We start from the raw sequence: 20,036 nt of genomic DNA on the forward strand, positions 1-20,036 counted from the left end.
CCTGAGGCGGGATCGACCGGGGCTCATTGTCAGGCATGCACAGGCGTCTATGGCAAGTGTTTCGGGGCTAAAAAGGTGCGAACTTTTTCTTCATAAGACGCTCGTGCAAGGTTCCAATCCTGTTCTAAGCTCTCTGTCGTGTTGTACATGAAAAAGGCCAAGGAGTTTGCATGGTGGTTCCCGGATTGAAAGTAGTAATGGCCTTGAGTGTCGTCACCCTGCTGACGGCTTGCGACGAGAAAAAGCCCGTGCAGGAATACCTGCCACGGGTGTTCGTGCAAGTCGTCAAGCCGGCGGATTACGCGGCCTCGGTTACCCTCACCGGTGATATCCAGGCCCGGATACAGACGGAGCTGTCTTTCCGTGTGGGTGGCAAGATCATCCAGCGCTCGGTTGACGTCGGCGATCGTGTGACAGCCAAGCAAGTGCTGGCCCGGCTCGACCCGAAGGATTTGCAGACCAGCGTCGATTCGGCCCAGGCACAAGTGGTCGCCGAACAGGCGCGGGTGACCCAGAGTGCGGCTGCGTTCGTGCGTCAGCAAAAATTGCTGCCCAAGGGTTACACCAGCCAGAGCGAATACGACTCGGCCCAGGCAGCCTTGCACAGCAGTCAGAGTGCCTTGAGCGCCGCCAAGGCGCAGTTGGCCAATGCCAAGGATCAACTGAGCTATACGGCGCTGATCGCCGATGCGCCGGGGATCATTACCGAGCGCCAGGCAGAAGTTGGCCAGGTGGTGCAGGCGACCATGCCGGTCTTCAGCCTGGCCCGTGACGGCGACCGGGATGCGGTGTTCAACGTCTACGAGTCACTGCTGGCCGAAAAGCCGAAAGATCAAACCATCGTCCTCAGTCTACTCGACAACCCGGCGATCAAGACCACCGGCACCGTGCGCGAAGTCACCCCCTCGGTGTCGGCGCAATCCGGCACCGTGCAGGTCAAGGTCGGCCTCGACAAACTGCCCGAGGGTATGCAGTTGGGCTCGGTAGTGAGCGCCACGGCCAAGGGCTCGGGCAAATCGGTCATCGAGTTGCCGTGGTCAGCGCTGACCAAAAACATCAGTGAACCTGCTGTCTGGATTGTCGACGACAAGGGCAAGGCCCAGCTGCATTCGGTGACTGTCAGCCGCTACCTGACCGGCAAGATCATCATCAGCGACGGCTTGAAGGACGGGGACAAAGTCATCATCGCGGGCGGACAACTCTTGCACCCGGACATGGACGTCGAAATTGCCGAAAACACTTACAAGGATCTGACGTGGGGAGCCAAGCCATGAAGCCTTTATGGGCGCTGTCCATCGGGCTGGTGCTGAGCGCCTGTTCTGAAAGCGAACCGCCGCCGGCGCCGGTACGGCCGGTGCTGTCGATCAAGGTTCAGGCCTTGAGCGAAGAGGACCTGGGCCGCTTCGCCGGCAGCATCCAGGCGCGTTATGAAACCGATACCGGCTTCCGTGTGGGCGGGCGAATCGCCAGCCGTAACATTGATGTCGGCACCGAGGTGCAGAAGGGCACATTGCTCGCCACCCTCGATCCTTCGGATCAACAGAACCAATTGCGCTCGGCCCAGGGCGATCTGGCGAAAGTCCAGGCGCAACTGATCAACGCCAAGGCCACTGCCCAGCGCCAGCAAGCCCTGTTTGACCGCGGGGTTGGCGCGCAGGCGCAACTCGACGAGGCCAATACCGACCTGAAAACCACCCAGGCCTCACTCGATCAGGCCCGGGCGGCCGTCAACCAGAGCAAGGACCAACTGGGCTACACCGAGCTGCGTGCCGACCATAAAGCCGTGGTCACCCAGTGGAGCGCCGAGGCCGGGCAAGTGGTGTCGGCCGGTCAGCAGGTGGTGACACTGGCGCAACCGGACATCAAGGAAGCGGTGATTGACCTGCCCGATACCCTGGTCGATCAACTGCCCAGCGATGTGGTGTTCCTGGTCGCTGCGCAACTCGATCCGAGCATCAAAACCACCGCCATCATCCGCGAAATCGAGCCTCAGGCTCAAAGCGCCACACGCACCCGTCGCGCCCGCCTGACCCTGGCCGAAACGCCAGATGGCTTCCGTCTGGGGACGGCAATCAGCGTCACCCTGAGCACGGCGATCAAGCCGCGTATCGAATTGCCTGTCACCGCGCTGCAGGAGGTCGATGGCAAGCCACGCATCTGGGTGATTGATGCACAGAGTAAAACCGTCTCTCCCCGTGACATCACCGTGATCAGCCGTACCGACAGCACCGTAGTGCTGGCCGGCGGCGTGAAGAATGGCGAGCGGGTGGTCAGTGCCGGTGTGAACAGCCTCAAGCCGGGGCAACAAGTGAAAATCGACGAGGACAGTCAATGAAAGGGCCTTTCAACCTCTCGGAATGGGCCCTCAAGCATCAGTCGTTCATCTGGTATCTGATGTTCGTCGCATTGCTGATGGGTGTGTTCTCGTACTTCAACCTGGGGCGCGAAGAAGACCCTTCGTTCACCATCAAGACCATGGTGATCCAGAGCAAATGGCCGGGGGCGACCCAGGAGGAAACCCTCAAGCAGATCACCGACCGGATCGAGAAAAAGCTCGAAGAACTCGACTCCCTCGACTACGTGAAAAGCTACACGCGCCCCGGTGAATCCACGGTGTACGTGTACCTGCGTGACACCACCAGTGCCAAGGACATCCCGGAGATCTGGTACCAGGTACGCAAGAAGATCAACGACATCAAATACCAGTTCCCGCAAGGCATACAGGGGCCGTCGTTCAACGACGAGTTCGGTGATGTCTTCGGCTCGATCTACGCCTTTACCGCCGACGGCCTGACCCTGCGTCAGTTGCGCGACTACGTGGAACAGGCGCGCATGGAAATTCGCGGCGTGCCGGGGCTGGGCAAGATCGAAATGGTCGGCCAGCAGGATGAAGTGCTGTACCTGAACTTCTCCACACGCAAACTCGCAGCGCTGGGCATCGATGAGCGTCAGGTGGTGCAGAGCCTGCAATCTCAGAACGCCGTGACCCCGGCGGGTGTCATCGAGGCCGGGCCGGAGCGGATTTCGGTGCGCACTTCCGGGAAGTTCGCTTCGGAGAAAGACCTGGCCGAGGTCAACCTCAAGCTCAACGACCGCTACTATCGTCTGGCCGACATTGCCGAAATCAGTCGCGGCTATGTCGATCCGGCCTCGCCGGAATTCCGCTACAACGGCAAACAGGCCATCGGCTTGGCGATCGCCATGCAGACGGGTGGCAACGTCCAGGCGTTCGGCAAGGCCTTGCACACCCGTATCGACCAGTTGACCGCCGACCTGCCGGTGGGTGTCGGCATTTACAACGTCTCCGACCAGGCCGTGGTGGTGGAGGAAGCCGTCGGCGGCTTTACCAGTGCCTTGTTCGAAGCGGTGGTGATCGTGCTGCTGGTCAGCTTCGTCAGTCTTGGTGTGCGCGCCGGGCTGGTGGTGGCGTGCTCGATTCCGTTGGTGCTGGCGATGGTGTTCGTGTTCATGGAATACAGCGGCATCACCATGCAGCGGATTTCCCTCGGTGCACTGATCATCGCCCTCGGCCTGCTGGTGGACGATGCGATGATCACTGTGGAAATGATGGTCACGCGCCTGGAGATGGGCGAGACCAAGGAGCAGGCGGCGACCTTCGCCTACACCTCCACGGCGTTCCCGATGCTCACCGGTACGCTGGTAACGGTGGCGGGCTTCGTGCCGATCGGCTTGAACGCCAGCTCCGCCGGTGAGTACACCTACACCCTGTTTGCGGTGATCGCCTGCGCGATGCTGGTGTCGTGGGTGGTGGCGGTTCTGTTTGCGCCGGTGATCGGCGTGCACATCCTCAGCACCAAGGTGAAACCCCACGAAGGCGAACCCGGGCGCATCGGCAAGGCGTTCAACGGCGGGCTGCTGTGGTGCATGCGCAATCGCTGGTGGGCCATCGGCATCACCGTGTTGTGCTTTGTACTGGCGGTGTTCAGCATGCGCTACGTGCAGAACCAGTTCTTCCCGTCTTCGGATCGCCCGGAAATCCTGGTCGACCTGAACCTGCCGCAAAACTCCTCGCTCGACGAAACCCGCCGGGCCGTCGACCGCCTCGAAGCCACGCTCAAGGACGATCCGGACATCGTGCGCTGGAGCACCTACGTCGGTCAGGGCGCGATCCGTTTCTACCTGCCACTGGACCAGCAACTGCAAAACCCGTTCTACGCGCAGTTGGTGATCGTCAGCAAAGGCCATACTCGTGAAGCCATGATGCAGAAGCTTCGCGAGCGCTTGCGCAACGACTTCGTCGGCATTGGCGGTTATGTCCAGGCACTGGAAATGGGCCCGCCGGTAGGGCGTCCGATCCAGTACCGGGTCAGCGGCAAGGACATCGACCAGGTGCGCCGACATGCCATCGACCTGGCCACTGAGCTGGACAAGAACCCGCACATTGGCGAGATCATCTACGACTGGAACGAGCCGGGCAAAGTCCTGCGCATCGACATCGCCCAGGACAAGGCGCGGCAGTTGGGGCTGTCTTCCGAGGATGTGGCCAACCTGATGAACGGCATCGTCAGCGGCCAGACGGTGACCCAGGTCGATGACGACATCTACCTGATCAACGTGGTCGGTCGCGCGGTGGATTCCGAACGCGGTACGCCGGAAACCCTGCAGAACCTGCAGATCGTCACGCCTAGCGGCACGTCGATTCCGTTGCTGGCGTTCGCCACGGTGCGCTACGAACTGGAGCAGCCGTTGGTATGGCGTAGGGATCGCCTGCCGACCATCACCATCAAGGCGGCGATACGCGACGAGATCCAGCCGACGGACCTGGTGAAAATCCTCAAGCCGTCCATCGACGCTTTCGCTGCCAAGTTGCCGGCGGGCTACAAGGTCGCCACCGGTGGTACGGTGGAAGAAAGTGGCAAGGCCCAGGGCCCGATCGCCAAGGTTGTGCCGCTGATGCTGTTCATGATGGCGACCTTCCTGATGATCCAGTTGCACAGCGTGCAGAAGCTGTTCCTGGTGGCCAGTGTCGCGCCGCTGGGGCTGATCGGCGTGGTCCTCGCGCTGGTGCCGACAGGTACGCCGATGGGCTTCGTGGCGATCCTCGGGATTCTGGCGTTGATCGGTATCATCATCCGTAACTCGGTGATCCTGGTGACCCAGATCGAAGAGTACGAGCAGAAGGGCTACGCGCCGTGGGATGCGGTGGTGCAGGCCACCGAGCATCGACGTCGGCCGATCCTGCTGACCGCGGCGGCGGCGAGCATGGGGATGATCCCGATTGCCCGGGAAGTGTTCTGGGGGCCGATGGCCTACGCGATGATCGGCGGGATCGTCATCGCCACCTTGCTGACACTGCTGTTTTTGCCAGCGCTGTATGTGGCCTGGTACAAGATTCGCGAGCCGAAGAAAGAGATGCGGTAAGGCGAGCGCTTCGCGCTCATCGCGAGCAGGCTCGCTCCCACAGTTGACCGCGATTGACTGTGCGGGCGAGCCTGCTCACGATTGTTTCGGAACGGTCTGACTTACAGCCTGGGTCGAGTGCATTAGTCTGCCCCTCCTTCAATCAGGAACGGGGGGACAACTCATGCTTGACTTCATTCGCGGGGCGCTGCTGTCTGGCCTGTTGCTGGCCTGGTCGACATCCGCGACAAGTGCCGTGCTGGAAAACCCGCTATGGCGTATCGATATCGACCCCGCGACCCTGGCGATAAGCGCGACACCGGCTGGCCATGAAACCGTCCGGGCTTCCACCGGCGTTGCGGCGCGGCGGGTCAGTGCGCTGCAGCGGGCGGCTGAGCGTCTGGAGTGGCAATGGGATGAGGGCACGTATGCCCTCAGCGCCAAATTACAGGGTGCGGATCTTTTCCTGTCGATCAAGGCGCATGCAGCCGCCGACCTGACGTTTCTCGACCAACCCGGTAGTGCTATGGGTCAAGGCCTGAGCTGGCCGATGGCCGAGGGGCATTACGTGCCGGCCGGCGATCGGCAGTGGCAAACGTTTTTGCTGGAGCAGGGCGCAGTCAATACCACCCAGGATTTGAGCCTGCCGCTCTGGGGCGTTGACCATGGCGGATTCAGCCTGCATTGGCTGATGACCAATCCCTACAACAATCGCCTGACCTTCAGCACCGACGGCAGGGCTTTGGCGCTGACGGCGAGGCATGAATTCACGTCGCTGGAGCCCTCGGCACCGCTGACGTTCACCTTGTTTCTCGGCGATGCCGACCCGCGGGCAGGGGCAAAACGCTACCGCCAATGGCTGATCGACAACGGGCGCTACGAGCCCTTGAGCGGCAAACTCGAGAAAACCCCGCAAGCTGCAAAGCTGCTGGGCGCCAGCCATGTCTATCTGTGGGGCAACGATCTGCTGGGGCCCAAGGATGTGCGCAACTGGCCGGCTCTGCTCGCGCGGTTACGCAGCCAGACACCGTTGGCGCGGGAGCTGCGAGAGGGGCTGGATAATGAAGCCATGTTGATACTCGACAGTGGCGAAGCCACACTGGATCGTTACCGGAAAACGGTTTTGCTGCGCAGTCTCAATGCGGCCCTCAATATGATGGCGCGTAAAAACTGGCAAGCGCGAGCCGTGCCGGACATGCAGGAACTCGTCGGCGCTTATGGTGAGTTGCGCGCGAGGCTGGCGCGTGACTTCACGGATGCCTTGAGTTCCGCACCTGAGCGCTGGGGCAGCACCTTGTCGCCGGACACCTTCGAGCAATTGCGCGAGGCCGGTCTGTCGCGACTATGGCTGGGTCTTGGCGAGGGTTGGGAAGGCGGCTTGTGGCACCCGGAAACGGTGCGCGCCGGTGTGGCAGCGGGGTATTTGCTGGCGCCGTACGACTCTTATGAAACGGCGCTGGCGTCCAGTGAAAACCCGGACTGGACCACGGCGCATCTGGGCGACAAAGCCCATGCCGAATGCGCCATCGAGCTCAAGGATGGCACGTTGAAAAGTGGCTTCCAGCAATCGGGGCACTACACCGATCCGGGATGCATGCGCTCGTTGCTCAAGGCCCGGGTCAGGGCTGTCCAGGCGCGGGCCGGGTTTAACAGCTGGTTTCTCGATGCTTATGCCACTGGCATGCTTTACGACAGCTATCGCCCGGGCGCGACGCTGACGCAGGCGCAGAATGCACAGGACAAAATTGACGCTTCGCGCTGGATCAACGAAAGCCTGCAACTGCCCAGCGGCTCCGAGGATGGCAACGCAACCACCGCCCAAGGCGTGTTGTTCACCCACGGCATGCAAACGCCAGTGATTGGTTGGGGCGATGTCGATCTGAGCAAAAAAACCGACTCCGGCTTTTTCCTGGGCAAGTGGTATCCGCCCGAGCAGCCGGCCGTGTTCTTCAAACAAGTGCCCTTGAAAGAACCCTATCGGCGCATTCACTTTGATCCGGCGACTCGATTGCCGATGTATCAAACGGTGTTCCACGGCTCTGTCATCAGCACCCATCACTGGTTGTTCGACAGTCTGAAACTGAGCAACGTGCGGGTACCGAATGAACTGACCCAACTGCTGTACAACGTGCCGCCGCTCTACCATTTGAGTGCCGCTACCCTGAGTGAGCGGTTGCCGCTGATCGCCCGTCAGGATGCATTCTTCCGGCCGATGCACGAACGTCTGGCCACGCAGGCGATGACGGACTTTCGCTGGCTCAGCGCTGATCGGCTGATACAGCAAACCACGTTCGCCGACGGCACGCGGCTGCTGGCCAATTTTTCTGCACAGCTGCGCGAAGTGAACGGTTTACGTCTGGCCGGCCAAAGCATTACCGCGCTGATGATGGACGGCTCGACCCTGAGTCATGAGGTTTCTACGCCGCGCTGAAAACCCAATCATGCGGGTTTAAGCCAGACACTCGCCAACCAAGGCTGCTGCTCCCGCGGCAGCCCTGCCGGTCGGTAGTAATGCTCAAGCTCCACAAACCCCGCCTCGATCAACAAATGCTGCCAGGCCGCCAGGTCGTGATACGACCCATAGCGCGGCCCGTTCCAGCCTTCCTGATTTTCGCCACGGGGATTGGAACTGAGCAACACGCCACCCGGTTTCAGCGCTGCGCGCAGTTGCTTCAACACCCGAGGCAATTCCTGACGCGGAACATGAAACAGCACAGCGTTGGCAAAGATCCCGTCGAAGCGTTCGGCCGGCAGATCAAGCTTCAGGAAGTCCTGCTGCCACACCTCGCAACCGCTGTCCTCACGGGCCATCTGCGCGAGTTTTTCCGAACCGTCGAGGCCGACTGCCTTGTGGCCCATATGGGTGAACGTCTGTAGATCGCGTCCAGGCCCGCAGCCAAAATCGAGAATGTTGAAAGGCGCCTCGCCCTGTATGTGCCGCAGCAGGGCATCGATGTTCTGGCTGACGTCGTGATCGCGCGTGCCTTCTCGGAAACTTTCGGCCGTCGAGTTGTAGTGGCCCAGGGTCGTAGTGGTGATCTGTTCGAGGTCGTCGGGTGTTTGCTTCATGGTCGGCTGCGCAGGCAATTTGGATTCACCGAATATACGCCATGGCGCCGGGGGCTGCTGCGCAGCCCATCGCGGGCAAGCCCGCTCCCACAGGTACCGCGGCGTTTGAACCGGCTCGCTGTCCTGTGGGAGCGGGCTTGCCCGCGATGGCTATCTAAAAAACACAGAGAAGGTCAGCCCTGCTTCATTCCCAGGCATTCAATGGAGTGATCCACCATCGCCTTGGCAATCTCCAGCAAATGCCAGATCGAGTACACCATCGCCCGGTCGGCACCCTTGAGTTGATCGCCACACTGATACGCCGTGACCGAAGCACAACGCAGCAGGTCGGCGACATAGAGCTGGGTGTCTTCAAAGCTCACGTCTTTGCTGACGTTGTAGAAGCGCATTTCATCGGTTGGTGCGGGTTGTTTGCCGGTGAGGTAGAAATCAATGGCTCGGTAAAGCGCGGAACGATCCCTGAGTGAATCGTCGGTGACGGTTTCGTTGGCGGGATTTTCGGGAGGTGGATCGGGAACGGATTTCTTCATGAATGTTGCTCCTATTGCTGCATGGGAGCCATCACTTATCGCCCACTAAACGATTGGGTGGCGGCTGTACGCAGGTTAGTAGGCCGGTCAATAGGAAAACCGGTGCACCCGAAGGTGCCCCACGCACAGCCACCATATTCTGCATGCGGCAAAATTTGCCGGACATGAGCATGGAATCGCTATGCGCCTATTGTTCCGGGCTACTAAACCCGATCACTGATGAGCAGTGACGGACCGAGACTAGCCACCGGATTTGGCAGGCGCAAGCGAGCGAAATGATCTAGGAAATGTCCTGCAAAGGAAAGGGAACAGGCCTGCGGAACGGCTGATTTCCCTGTACGAAAACTTCCCTTTCAGGGGTGGTGATCACCTGTGGCGAGGGGGCTTTTGTGGCGAGGGGGCTTGCCCCCGTTGGGACGCGAAGCGGCCCCAAAAACCATTCAATGAGGTGTGTCAGAAAAACACGGTCGCAGGTTTGCGACTGCTGCGCAGTCGAACGGGGGCAAGCCCCCTCGCCACAAAGGGTGTTCGCAACGTGCTTAGCGCTTGTTCAGCCCCCGCGCCAATCGATCCCCACCCAACTGAATCACAGCCACCACCGCCACCAGCAACACAATCACCGTCAGCATGATCTGGCTATCAAAGCGCTGATACCCATACCGATAGGCAATGTCCCCCAGTCCACCGGCGCCAATCGCCCCGGCCATGGCCGATGAGTTGATCATGGTCACCAGGGTGATGGTGAACCCGCCGACAATCCCCGGCAGCGCCTCAGGCAACAACACATGCCAGACGATGTGCCAACGCCGGCAGCCCATGGCCTGCGCCGCTTCGATCAGCCCATGATCGACCTCGCGCAAACTGACCTCGGCAATGCGCGCAAAGAACGGCGTGGCAGCGATGGTCAGCGGCACCACGGCCGCCCATACGCCGTAGGTGGTGCCGACGATCAACCTCGTGAACGGAATCAGCGCCACCATCAAAATCAGGAACGGAATCGAGCGGAACAAATTCACGAATGCGCCCAGTGCGCGGTTCAGCGCCGGGGCTTCGTAGATGCCGCCCTTGGAGCTGGTGACCAGGATCACCGCCAGCGGAATGCCCGCCAGCAACGCGATCAACGACGACACGCCGACCATCAGGAATGTGTCGATAAAACCCTGCAGCAAACGATCAAACCACATAGCCCAGCACCTCCACCTGTTGCGCCCATTGGCCGGCGCGTTGACGCAATTGTTCGGCACCGAGAGTCGAGCCGGTCACTGCCAGCAGCAGTTGCCCGAGGGCATGGCCCTGAATCCGTTCCACGCCGCCTTGCAGCAATCGCACACGGCCTCCGAGGGCGCTGAACAGTGCCGCCAGGTCCGGTTCGTCGCGTTGACTGCCGGTGAACTGCAAGCGCAGGACCACGGCATCGTCCGGGGACTTTGGCTGCACCTGCAAACGGCTTTGCAGCTCTTTCGGCAATGCGTGTTGCAATGGCGCCAGCAATGTCTTGCTGACTTCATGCTGCGGATTGCCGAACACTTCCCACACCGGCCCTTGCTCGGCGATTCGCCCGTGTTCCAGGACAACCACGCGATCACAGATCTCACGGATCACCGCCATCTCGTGGGTGATCAAAACGATGGTCAGGCCCAGGCGCTGATTGATCTCGCGCAGCAGGCCGAGGATCGACTGCGTGGTCTCCGGGTCGAGCGCCGAGGTGGCTTCGTCGCACAGCAGAATTTCCGGGTCATGCACCAGCGCCCGGGCAATGCCCACGCGCTGTTTCTGCCCGCCGGACAACTGCGCCGGGTAAGCCTTGTGTTTGGCCTGCAAACCCACCAGTTCCAGCAGTTCACGGACCTTTTGCTCGCGTTGTTCCTTGGGCACGCCGGCGACTTTCAGCGGCAGCTCGACGTTCTGCCAGACGGTCTTGGCCGACATCAGATTGAAGTGCTGGAAGATCATGCCGATGCGCCGACGTAGCGCCACCAGGCGGTCTTCGTCGAACTCACCGATGTCCACTTGATCGATCAGCACCCGACCGCTGCTCGGCTGCTCCAGGCGATTGATGGTGCGGATCAGCGACGACTTGCCGGCGCCGCTGCGGCCGATGATGCCGAACACTTCGCCGCGCTGGATCGCCAGGTCGATGCCGTGCAACGCGGCCACCGGGCCTTGCTGGCCGTTGTAGGTTTTACCCAGATTGATGAAGCGCACGTGAGCACGATTGAGCTCGGGATGCAGCTCGGTTTGTTCAGCACGTTGAGGCTCTGGAAGCTCCAGTCGCCGTTGGATTGCGGCGGTCATGTTCAGCTTTCCCAGCCGGCTTGATAGAGCTTGCCGTGAGCTTTATCCAGCGCGGCGCGCACAGCGGGTGAGTGCTGGTAGATGTCGACGAACTTGATCAGGCGCGGGTCGGTTTTGCTCTTGGGCTGTATCACGAACTGAATCACGTACTCCTTGTGATCGAGGCCGTCGAACAGCAGCGCGGAGCCCGCATCGAAGGTTTTCGACAAGCGAATGTAGGCGGGGTAGCCCTGCACCAGATCGGCATCGTCATAGGCGCGTACCAGTTGCACGGCTTCGACCTGGAGGATCTTGATGTGCTTGGGGTTGGCGATGATGTCTTCTTCGGTGGCCTTGTAGCCGACGCCGGGCTTGAGGGTGATCAGACCGGCCTTGGCCAGCAGCTGTAGGCCGCGACCGCTGTTGATCGGATCGTTGGCGATGGCCACGCTGGCGCCTTGCGGCAGTTCGTCGAAGCTTTTGTATTTCTTCGAGTAGAGGCCGACGTTGTTAATGATCCCGGGCGCGAACGGCACCAGGTCAAAACCTGCCGCAGCCTTGGCGTTTTCCAGGAACGGGATGTGCTGGAAGTAGTTCACGTCGATGTCACCTGAAGCCAGGCTGACGTTCGGCGCGATCCAGTCGCTGAACTCCACCAGCTCGACTTTCAGGCCTTGTTTGGAGGCCTCTTCGACGGCCGCTTCAAGGGGAATGGCGAAGGCGGCGGTGGTGCCGATTTTCAGTGGCGCGTCGGCGGCGAAGGTCACCGAGCTGAACAGGCCGAGGGCCAGGGCCAGTGCTTTGACTGGGTGGGAGAGGTAGTTCTTTTTCATGATGTCTTTTCCAGTCAATTATTTAATGTGTACGCGTATTTGTGGCGAGGGGGCTTGCCCCCGTTGGGCCGCGCAGCGGCCCCAAAGACTTCAATGAGGTGTGTCAGTTACAACTCGACTGCTGGTCTCGCGACTGCTGCGCAGTCGAACGGGGGCAAGCCCCCTCGCCACAGGGTTAGCGGCGGTAAGCCGAACCGGTATGTTGCTCAGGCAAAAACGCCTCTCGCTGAAACAGCTTTTGACGCAAGGTCCCATTGTCATAAGCGGTCTTGTACGAGCCCCGCCGTTGCAACTCAGGAATCACCAGCTCGATGAAATCCTCATAGCTTTCCGGCGTGACAATCCGCGTCAGGTTGAAGCCATCCAGCCCGGTTTCGGCGATCCAGGATTCCAGTTCGTCCGCCACTTGCTGCTGTGAGCCGACCACGGTGATGTAGCGACCGCCGAGGGCGTGTTGTTCCAGCAGTTTGCGTCGGGTCCAGTCGTTGTTTTGCAGGTGCTTGGTGGCGGACTGGATGGCGTTGCTCTTCACGTACTGGATCGGCTCGTCGATTTCATATTGGGAAAAATCGATCCCGGTGGACGCCGAAAAGTGCGCCACGCCGGCCTCGGCACTGGCGTAGCTCAGGTATTCGGCGTGCTTCTTCCAGCCAAGCTCCTCGGTGGCACCGACGATCACGTTCAGGCCCATGAACACCTTGATGTCCTCGGGATTGCGCCCGGCTTCGACGGCGCTGGCGCGCACCTTGTCCACCTGGGCCTTGGTCGATGCCTTGGTCTGGCCGCTGATGAACACGCACTCGGCATGTCGCCCGGCGAACAGCAAACCGCGATCCGAACTGCCGGCCTGGAACAGCACCGGCGTGCGCTGCGGCGAGGGTTCACAGAGGTGATAACCCTCGACCTGATAGAACTCGCCCTTGTGCTCGACCTTGTGCACTTTGTCCGGCTGCGCATAGATCCGTTGCCCTGGATCATTGAGCACCGCGCCGTTTTCCCAACTGCCTTCCAGGAGTTTGTAGAGCACCTCCAGGTACTCGTCGGCCTGGTCGTAACGACGGTCATGCTCGACCTGTTCGCTCAGGCCCATGGCCTTGGCGGCGCTGTCGAGATAGCCGGTGACGATGTTCCAGCCGACTCGCCCACGGCTCAGGTGATCCAGCGTCGACAGGCGACGGGCGAACAGGTACGGCGCTTCGTAGGTGAGGTTGGCGGTCAGGCCGAAGCCGAGGTTTTTCGTCACTGCCGCCATCGCTGAAACCAGCAGCAGCGGATCGTTGACCGGCAACTGGATCGACTCTTTCAACGGCACGTCCACCGAGTTCTGGTAGACGTCGTAGACCCCGACGATGTCGGCGATGAACAGGCCGTCGAACAACCCGCGCTCCAGCAGCTGCGCTAGTTCGGTCCAGTATTCGATCGTGTTGTAGCGGGTGGATGTGTCGCGCGGGTGCGTCCACAAACCATGGTTGATGTGCCCGATGCAGTTCATGTTGAAGGCATTGAGCAGGATCTTCTTCTTGGCCATTCAGATGGTCCCCCGCAGTGGCGGGTTTTCATCGTTGAGGTAGTAATTGCCCACCGCGTGATACTTCCAGCGCACCGGGTCGTGCAGGGTGTGCACCCGGGCGTTGCGCCAATGGCGGTCGAGGCCGTGTTCGATCAAGGTCGCCTGACTGCCGGCCAGTTCGAACAGCGTGCTGCCGGCGGCCAGGGAGATTTCGGTGCTGAGGGCGCGGGCTTCGGCGACGGCAATCGACGCGGCGGCGACGGTCTGTGCATGGGTGTCGGCCTGGGCCTCGTCGAGGTATTCACCAGCACGTTCCAGCAGCGCCTCGGCGGCGTGCAGGCGAATGCTCAGGTGGCCGAAGCTCTTGAGGGTCAGCGGATCGTCCGTGGCTTTTTCGTGGGTGGCGTCGATCCACGGCCGGGTTTTCGTGCGCACGAAGTGCAGCGCATCTTCATACGCGGCGCGGGCGATGCCGGTGTCGATAGCGGCATGGAGAATCTGCGCCAGCGGGCCGACCGGGGTCGGGCGCTCGAAAGCGCTTTGAAAGGGGATGACATCTTCGCCGGCGACGTAGACATCTTCGAACACCACCGAACCGCTGCCGGTGGTGCGCTGGCCGAAGCCGCTCCAGTCGTCGATCACGGTCAGGCCCTTGCTGTTGCGCGGGAGGAACGCCAGTTGCTGTACGCCGTTTTCATCCATCACCGAGGTGGGAATGCGCTGGGCGTAGATCGCGCCCGTGGCGTAGAACTTGCGACCATTGATGCGATAGCCGCTGCCGTCGCGAGTCAGGCTGGTGACGCGATCGTGTGCGGTTTTAGTGCCGAGTTCGGCCAGCGCATTGCCGAAGCGCTGACCGGCCAAAACCTCGGCGTACAGGCGTTGCTTCTGCTCGTGGCTGCCGTTCACCCGCAGTACTTCGAGGGCATAGAAATGGTTCTGTGGGATCTGCCCCAGGGAGCCGTCGGCCCGGGCGATCAAGGCGATGACCTTGGCCAGGGTGACGTTGGAAACACCGGCACCGCCGTGTTCCTTTGGCACGCTGATGCCCCACAGGCCCGAGCGGGAAAACACTTCCAGTTCCGGGTGTGGCAAGCGGCGTAAACGGTCGCGTGTGGCGCTGTCGCGTTTGAAGTCTTCGGCAAGGTCGCTGGCTACGATCAGGGCTTGCTCATCGCTGGTGATGACCGCGACGTGGTGAGAACTTGTCATGTGTTTCTCCAGAGCTCTGGTAAAAAGTGTTCTGGTCGTCAGATCCAGGAATGGCGATTGGGCAGCGTGCCGTTGAGGCGATAGGCGCCGATGGCGTGGTACTTCCAGCGCACCGGATCGTGCAGGGTGTGCACCCGGGCGTTGCGCCAGTGGCGGTCGAGGTTGAATTCGGCGAGCGTGGCGCGGCTGCCGGCCAGTTCGAGGAGCTTTTCGCTGGCCAGCAACGAGATCTCGGTGGTCAGCACTTTGGCTTCGGCCACGGCAATCGAGGCACGGGCGGCGGACTCGGCGGTGAAGGGTGCGGCGCTGACTTCATCGAGCACTTGCCCGGCCTTGCGCAGCAGCGCTTCGGCGGCGTGCAGTTCGATTTTCAACTTGCCGATATCGGCGATCACGTACAGGTCATCGCTGGCCCGCTCGACCTTGGCGTCGATCCACGGCCGGGCGCGGGTTTTCACGAAGTCGATGGCGTCGTCGATGGCGCCTCGGGCGATACCGGCGTCGATGGCCGCTTGAATCAGTTGCGAGACGGCACCCTGGATGTTCGGCGTGTCGTTGATCCGCCAGTTATCCACCACCAGTTCAGGATCGGCCTGCACGTTGTTGAGCAAAATCGTGCCGCTGGCCGTGGTGCGCTGACCAAATCCGGACCAGTCATCGACGATGCGCAATCCCGGTGTGCCGCGCCGGACGAACGCCAACACTTGTTTGCCATCGTCGTTCAACGCTTTGACCGCGACCCAATGGGCGAACAGTGCGCCGGTGGAATAGAACTTCTGGCCATTGAGGACGCCGTCAGCGGTGATGCGCGCCTTCAGTTCCAGGGTGTTCCTGGTGCCGCGTTCCGGTCCGGCATTGCCGATGCGCCAGCCATCCAGGACGCTTTTGAACAGCAGTTTTTTCTGCGCTTCGGTGGCGCTGCCGAGCACCAGGTTAAGAATGCCGAACTGGTTTTGCGGGATCTGCCCAAGCGCCGGGTCTGCCGCGGAAATGATCGCGAAGACCTCGGCCAGGGTGACGAACGAAACCTGCGGGCCACCGTACTCGCGGGGGATGGAAATGCTGCCCAGGCCGCTGCGGGTGAACTGTTCTATTTCAGACCATGGGAGCTTGCGCTGCCGGTCACGTTTGGCTGCCTGCAAGCGGGCGACTTGCGCCAGTTCGTGGGCCGCCTTGATGGCTTGAGCATCGTTGCGCAGGACTTTTGCGGGCAACAACAGCGGGGCGATGTCCAGGTCACTCTGGACGTTTGCATCTGCCAGACTGGACATCAGTGCCGCTCCTTGGCTGCACGCAATGCCCTGGCGATCTGCACTGGGGTGATTGTGTTCCGGACCATACCTACCTCACATCTTATGGAAGCGCCGCTTGTGGCCGCGCATGAAAACAAGGATGTCCGGTGGTCCGGTGTATATACCCTAAACGTGTATAAATATTTTATGAACTAACTTTTAGGAATATAGATAGAAGGATGGATTCCGCTGGTGTGCACCGACCCCTGTGGCGAGGGAGCTTGCTCCCGCTCGGCTGCGCAGCAGTCGCAAAACCTTTCTCCGCGATTTATTTGAATGGACTCAATTGCAGGGGGTAGGGGCGCTTCGCACCCCAGCGGGAGCAAGCTCCCTCGCCACACAAGCATCTTCATCGTCTACGGGGCTCAGCAGCCTTGAGCTGTTGTTTCTTCGGGACCTTCAGATAAGTATTTGCACACCCGATCTTCAGCGTACGGGCCGGCGCCCAGCGGGAGTTGTTGCCCACCCGGTCGAGAATGCAGTACGTCACCTCCAGCCGCAGGTCTTCGCCGGCTTCGATGATGATGGCCGGCGGTATCCAGACCTGAATCGGCTGACCCACCTCGGCGGTCTTGAGCCGTGGCAGATCCATGCGCACATCGCCCCAGCGCAGGGTGATTTCGTCGTCGACGGCCATGTTCAGGTACGGCTCGATGGTCAAGGGAACGCCGCGTTTGACCTGGCTCGGATTGACCCCCTGACGGCGAATCGCCTCGGGAATGCTCACCGGTGCCAGGCACTGGTTTTCATCACACCACAGCGCGGAGGGTTGGCCGCCTGGGCAGTCGAGTTTGATCTGCACGTTTCGGCTGGCCGAAACCACCGGGTCTCGACCCACCTGCATGACCCGGTAGTGAATGCGCGAGGCACCGTTGGCGACAAAGCTTTCAGGCACCCGCAGCTGCACCGATTGGCCGACATCGCTGGCCGTCAGCACGCGGGAGGCCACGTAGCAGTTGTCCCAGAACATTTCGATCAGGTCGCCTTCGTCCATGGCGGGGTAGGGCGCCACATCGATCAGCAGGTGCGCCGCGCAAGTGACGTTGATGCCGGTCTTGTTGGATTGTGCCAGGGTCGGGGCCACAAGCCCGGATTTGTTCGAGGTGCTTTTCATGAAGTCTCCTTGAAGTCTTGCAACGAAGTCCGTTTCTGGAAATTCAAAAACTAAATATCGAACAGCAAAACCATTCATTACTTTTAATTGAAATAATGAGTTTGGCGTGATGAGTGACGTTGGTTGGAGACTAGATAAGAGTCAGGGGGAGCAAGTGTCAATGAGATTTGTTAGTTGTGGGTGAGGTGTGATGTTATTCAGAAAGTTCCTACGGCGCTAAGTAAGTAAACCATGCCGGCGTGTCGAATTTGTCCGCTGCAAGTGGCTATAAGTGGGCTGCTTGGCGCGCGTGGTCGGCCAGAATCTGCGAAAGGAACCTGACGGGGAGATGGGATTTAATTGTTGCGATGCATACATATGTACCGCGCGCGCGTACAAAATATGTATGTCGAATGGATGGAATTAGTTTGGTATTGATGAAGTATTTTTTTGCGGGGTGTCACTTCCATCCATGGAAGGTGACTATTGTTGGGCAGGGTTGTTAGTTGTGGCTGTTGTTCAGGAACTTGCTGAGAAACTGTTTTGTCCGCTCTTCTTTCGGGTTGGCAAACAACGCCTTGGCTTCGCCTTGCTCGACAATCACGCCCTTGTCGAAAAACACCACGCGATTGGCCACGTCCCGGGCGAAGCCCATTTCGTGGGTGACGATCACCATGGTGCGATTCTCTTCGGCCAGGCCGCGGATGGTCGCCAATACCTCGCCCACCAGCTCCGGGTCGAGCGCTGAGGTCGGCTCATCGAACAGGATCACTTCCGGCTCCATCGCCAACGCGCGGGCTATCGCCACGCGCTGTTGCTGACCACCGGAGAGGCGACGCGGGTAGGCGTCTTCCTTGCCCGCCAGGCCAACCTTGGCCAACAGCTTTTTACCCAGGGCAACGGCATCGGCGTGCGCGATCTTCTTGACGATGATCGGGCCTTCGATAACGTTTTCCAGAGCGGTGCGATGGGGGAACAGGTTGAAGTTCTGGAACACGAAACCTACGTGCTGGCGCAAGCGCCGCACCAGGCTTTGCTGCTGGTTCAGGGGGCGGCTGGTATCGACTTCGATATCACCGACCTTGATCCGGCCGCTGGTGGGTTCTTCCAGAAAATTCAGGCAGCGCAGGAAGGTGGTCTTGCCCGAACCGCTAGGGCCGATGATCGCGACCACCTCGCCTTCCTTGACCTCAAGATCGATGCCGTTGAGCACGACTTGACCCTTGAACTGCTTTGTCAGTTTTTCCACGACAATCATCGGGTCAGGACTCCTGGTCGTGCCGATTGACCCGCGCTTCCAACTGGTTCTGCAGGTGCGAAAGCACCGTGGCCAGGACCCAGTAGATCAGTGCGGCGGCAAGATACATGGTGAAGATTTCGAAGGTGCGGGCGGTGATCAGCTGCGCCTGACGGAACAGTTCCGGCACCTGGATGGTTGCGGCCAGCGCGGTGTCCTTGACCAGCGAAATGAAGCTGTTGCCCAGCGGCGGCAATGCGGTGCGCATCGCCTGCGGCAGGATGGCCCGGCGCAGGGTCTGCGCTCGGGTCATGCCGATACTGGCAGCCGCTTCCCACTGGCCGCGTTCGATGGAACTGATCGCGGCACGCAGGATTTCACAGGCGTAGGCGGCCATGTTCAGCGAGAAACCAATCAGGGCCGCTGGCAGCGGATCCAGTTCCAGACCCAATTGCGGCAAGCCGTAATAGATCACGAACAGTTGCACCAGCAACGGCGTGCCGCGAAAGAACGACACGTAGATGCGGGCGATCCAGCTCACCAGTTTGAAGCGCGACAGGCGCATCAGCGCCAGACCGAACCCCATCACCAGGCCGAAGAACATCCCGCCCAGGCTGAGGATGACCGTGTAATACGCGCCCTTGAGCAGAAAGGGCGCGGAGTCCAGTGCGAGTTGGAAAGCTTCTCCCATTATTGAGTGACGTCAGCGTTGAAGTATTTTTCCGAGAGCTTTTTCAGGGTGCCATCGGCGCGCAGCTTATCGATTGCCTTGTTCACCGCGGCCAGCAGTTCAGGCTCGCCTTTGCGCAGGGCAATACCGGCTTCCTGACGGGAGAACGCATCACCGGCGGCGGTGGTGTCCTTGGCTTTCTTGGCATATTCAAGCGCGGCCAGGCGGTCGATCAGAATGGCGTCGATACGGCCGACACGCAGGTCCTGGAACTTGGTCGGATCATCTTCGTAGGTGCGGATGTCAGCAGTCGGCACGTTGGCTTTGACCCACTGTTCGTAGTTGGTGCCCAGGCCCACGCCGACTTTCTTGCCACCCAGATCGGCAGCGGACTTGATGTTCAGCTCAGCGGCTTTCTTGGTCAGCACCAGCGCCTGAATCCCGGAAACGGTGTACGGCTCGGAGAAGTCATACTTTTTCTTGCGCTCTTCGGAGATGGTCACCTGGTTGATCACCGCGTCCAGACGCTTGGATTCCAGGGCCGCGAGGATGCCGTCCCATTTAGTTGGTTGCAGCTTGACCTTCACGCCCAGCTCTTTGGCCAGGGCTTCGGAGAACTCGACTTCGAAGCCGGTCAGCTTGCCGTCGGCGTCGACGAAACTGAACGGTGGGTAAGTGCCTTCCAGGCCGACGTTGATTACGCCTTTGTCCTTGATTTGTTGCAGTTGCTCACCGGCAACCGCCTGGCCAATCAGGCCGGCGCTCAGTGCCAGGCCCAGCGAACCCACCAGCAGATTGCGACGTAGTGCGGAAAAATTCATGACAAGCCCCTGTGTTTTCTTATGGAAGACGCTTTAGGAAAGTTGGCAAATTCGGGATTTGGACGACTGCGATATCCTGCCCTAAAGCAGCTTATGCGTCTCGCTGCAAATTCGCCTGCGATGTGAATATAAGA

The 20,036-nt window shown here is 60.4% G+C and carries 16 protein-coding genes; 4 read left to right on the forward strand and 12 right to left on the reverse strand.

All coding sequences use genetic code 11. From position 1 onward, the window contains the following. Nucleotides 1-170: 170 nt before the first annotated feature. The 4 genes from AC3IX1_RS01060 to AC3IX1_RS01075 all read left to right on the forward strand — a co-directional run bounded on the left by AC3IX1_RS01060 (nucleotide 171) and on the right by AC3IX1_RS01075 (nucleotide 7,792). A complete protein-coding gene (locus AC3IX1_RS01060; RefSeq protein WP_489386790.1) occupies nucleotides 171-1,274 on the forward strand; it encodes an efflux RND transporter periplasmic adaptor subunit in 1,104 nt (367 codons plus the stop codon). Continuing rightward, nucleotides 1,271-2,335, forward strand: a complete 1,065-nt coding sequence (locus AC3IX1_RS01065) for an efflux RND transporter periplasmic adaptor subunit (protein ID WP_489386791.1) — start codon at nucleotides 1,271-1,273, stop codon at nucleotides 2,333-2,335. Before AC3IX1_RS01060 ends, AC3IX1_RS01065 begins: the two co-directional genes overlap by 4 nt. Then, on the forward strand, nucleotides 2,332-5,382 hold the full coding sequence (locus AC3IX1_RS01070; protein WP_489386792.1) for an efflux RND transporter permease subunit: 3,051 nt from the start codon (nucleotides 2,332-2,334) through the stop codon (nucleotides 5,380-5,382). Before AC3IX1_RS01065 ends, AC3IX1_RS01070 begins: the two co-directional genes overlap by 4 nt. Nucleotides 5,383-5,545: 163 nt before the next feature. Continuing rightward, a complete protein-coding gene (locus AC3IX1_RS01075) occupies nucleotides 5,546-7,792 on the forward strand; it encodes a glycoside hydrolase (RefSeq protein ID WP_489386793.1) in 2,247 nt (748 codons plus the stop codon). Between the two features lie 8 nt (nucleotides 7,793-7,800). Here the strand turns inward: AC3IX1_RS01075 and AC3IX1_RS01080 are convergent, their stop codons facing one another. The 12 genes from AC3IX1_RS01080 to tcyJ all read right to left on the reverse strand — a co-directional run bounded on the left by AC3IX1_RS01080 (nucleotide 7,801) and on the right by tcyJ (nucleotide 19,902). Continuing rightward, nucleotides 7,801-8,430 carry a class I SAM-dependent methyltransferase gene (locus AC3IX1_RS01080; protein WP_489386794.1) on the reverse strand — a complete coding sequence of 210 codons (630 nt, stop codon included), beginning with the start codon at nucleotides 8,428-8,430 and terminating at the stop codon, nucleotides 7,801-7,803. A 173-nt stretch (nucleotides 8,431-8,603) separates the two neighbouring features. Beyond that, nucleotides 8,604-8,960: a DUF6124 family protein gene (locus AC3IX1_RS01085; protein WP_489386795.1), complete on the reverse strand. Its 357-nt coding sequence runs from the start codon at nucleotides 8,958-8,960 to the stop codon at nucleotides 8,604-8,606. 539 nt (nucleotides 8,961-9,499) lie between these two features. Next, on the reverse strand, nucleotides 9,500-10,144 hold the full coding sequence (locus AC3IX1_RS01090) for a methionine ABC transporter permease (RefSeq protein ID WP_046040756.1): 645 nt from the start codon (nucleotides 10,142-10,144) through the stop codon (nucleotides 9,500-9,502). Continuing rightward, nucleotides 10,134-11,255 carry a methionine ABC transporter ATP-binding protein gene (locus AC3IX1_RS01095; protein ID WP_489386796.1) on the reverse strand — a complete coding sequence of 374 codons (1,122 nt, stop codon included), beginning with the start codon at nucleotides 11,253-11,255 and terminating at the stop codon, nucleotides 10,134-10,136. The genes AC3IX1_RS01090 and AC3IX1_RS01095 overlap by 11 nt, the downstream gene beginning before the upstream one ends. A gap of 2 nt (nucleotides 11,256-11,257) precedes the next feature. Beyond that, nucleotides 11,258-12,067 (reverse strand): MetQ/NlpA family ABC transporter substrate-binding protein, encoded by an 810-nt coding sequence (locus AC3IX1_RS01100; RefSeq protein ID WP_489386797.1) that lies wholly within the window; start codon nucleotides 12,065-12,067, stop codon nucleotides 11,258-11,260. A gap of 175 nt (nucleotides 12,068-12,242) precedes the next feature. Then, nucleotides 12,243-13,595 (reverse strand): LLM class flavin-dependent oxidoreductase, encoded by a 1,353-nt coding sequence (locus tag AC3IX1_RS01105; RefSeq protein ID WP_489386798.1) that lies wholly within the window; start codon nucleotides 13,593-13,595, stop codon nucleotides 12,243-12,245. After that, nucleotides 13,596-14,789 (reverse strand): SfnB family sulfur acquisition oxidoreductase, encoded by a 1,194-nt coding sequence (locus AC3IX1_RS01110; protein ID WP_489386799.1) that lies wholly within the window; start codon nucleotides 14,787-14,789, stop codon nucleotides 13,596-13,598. A 38-nt stretch (nucleotides 14,790-14,827) separates the two neighbouring features. After that, nucleotides 14,828-16,060, reverse strand: coding sequence for an SfnB family sulfur acquisition oxidoreductase (locus AC3IX1_RS01115; RefSeq protein ID WP_489386800.1), 1,233 nt, complete (start codon nucleotides 16,058-16,060; stop codon nucleotides 14,828-14,830). Between the two features lie 370 nt (nucleotides 16,061-16,430). Then, nucleotides 16,431-17,195 (reverse strand): hypothetical protein, encoded by a 765-nt coding sequence (locus AC3IX1_RS01120; RefSeq protein WP_489386801.1) that lies wholly within the window; start codon nucleotides 17,193-17,195, stop codon nucleotides 16,431-16,433. Nucleotides 17,196-17,676: 481 nt separating this feature from the next. After that, a complete protein-coding gene (gene tcyN / locus AC3IX1_RS01125; RefSeq protein ID WP_056726934.1) occupies nucleotides 17,677-18,432 on the reverse strand; it encodes an L-cystine ABC transporter ATP-binding protein TcyN in 756 nt (251 codons plus the stop codon). A gap of 4 nt (nucleotides 18,433-18,436) precedes the next feature. Continuing rightward, nucleotides 18,437-19,102, reverse strand: coding sequence for a cystine ABC transporter permease (gene tcyL / locus AC3IX1_RS01130; RefSeq protein ID WP_046040764.1), 666 nt, complete (start codon nucleotides 19,100-19,102; stop codon nucleotides 18,437-18,439). Continuing rightward, nucleotides 19,102-19,902 carry a cystine ABC transporter substrate-binding protein gene (tcyJ, locus tag AC3IX1_RS01135; protein ID WP_489386802.1) on the reverse strand — a complete coding sequence of 267 codons (801 nt, stop codon included), beginning with the start codon at nucleotides 19,900-19,902 and terminating at the stop codon, nucleotides 19,102-19,104. The genes tcyL and tcyJ overlap by 1 nt, the downstream gene beginning before the upstream one ends. Between the last annotated feature and the right edge of the window lie 134 nt (nucleotides 19,903-20,036).

It is taken from the genome of Pseudomonas sp. KH_046_2 (assembly GCF_057838985.1).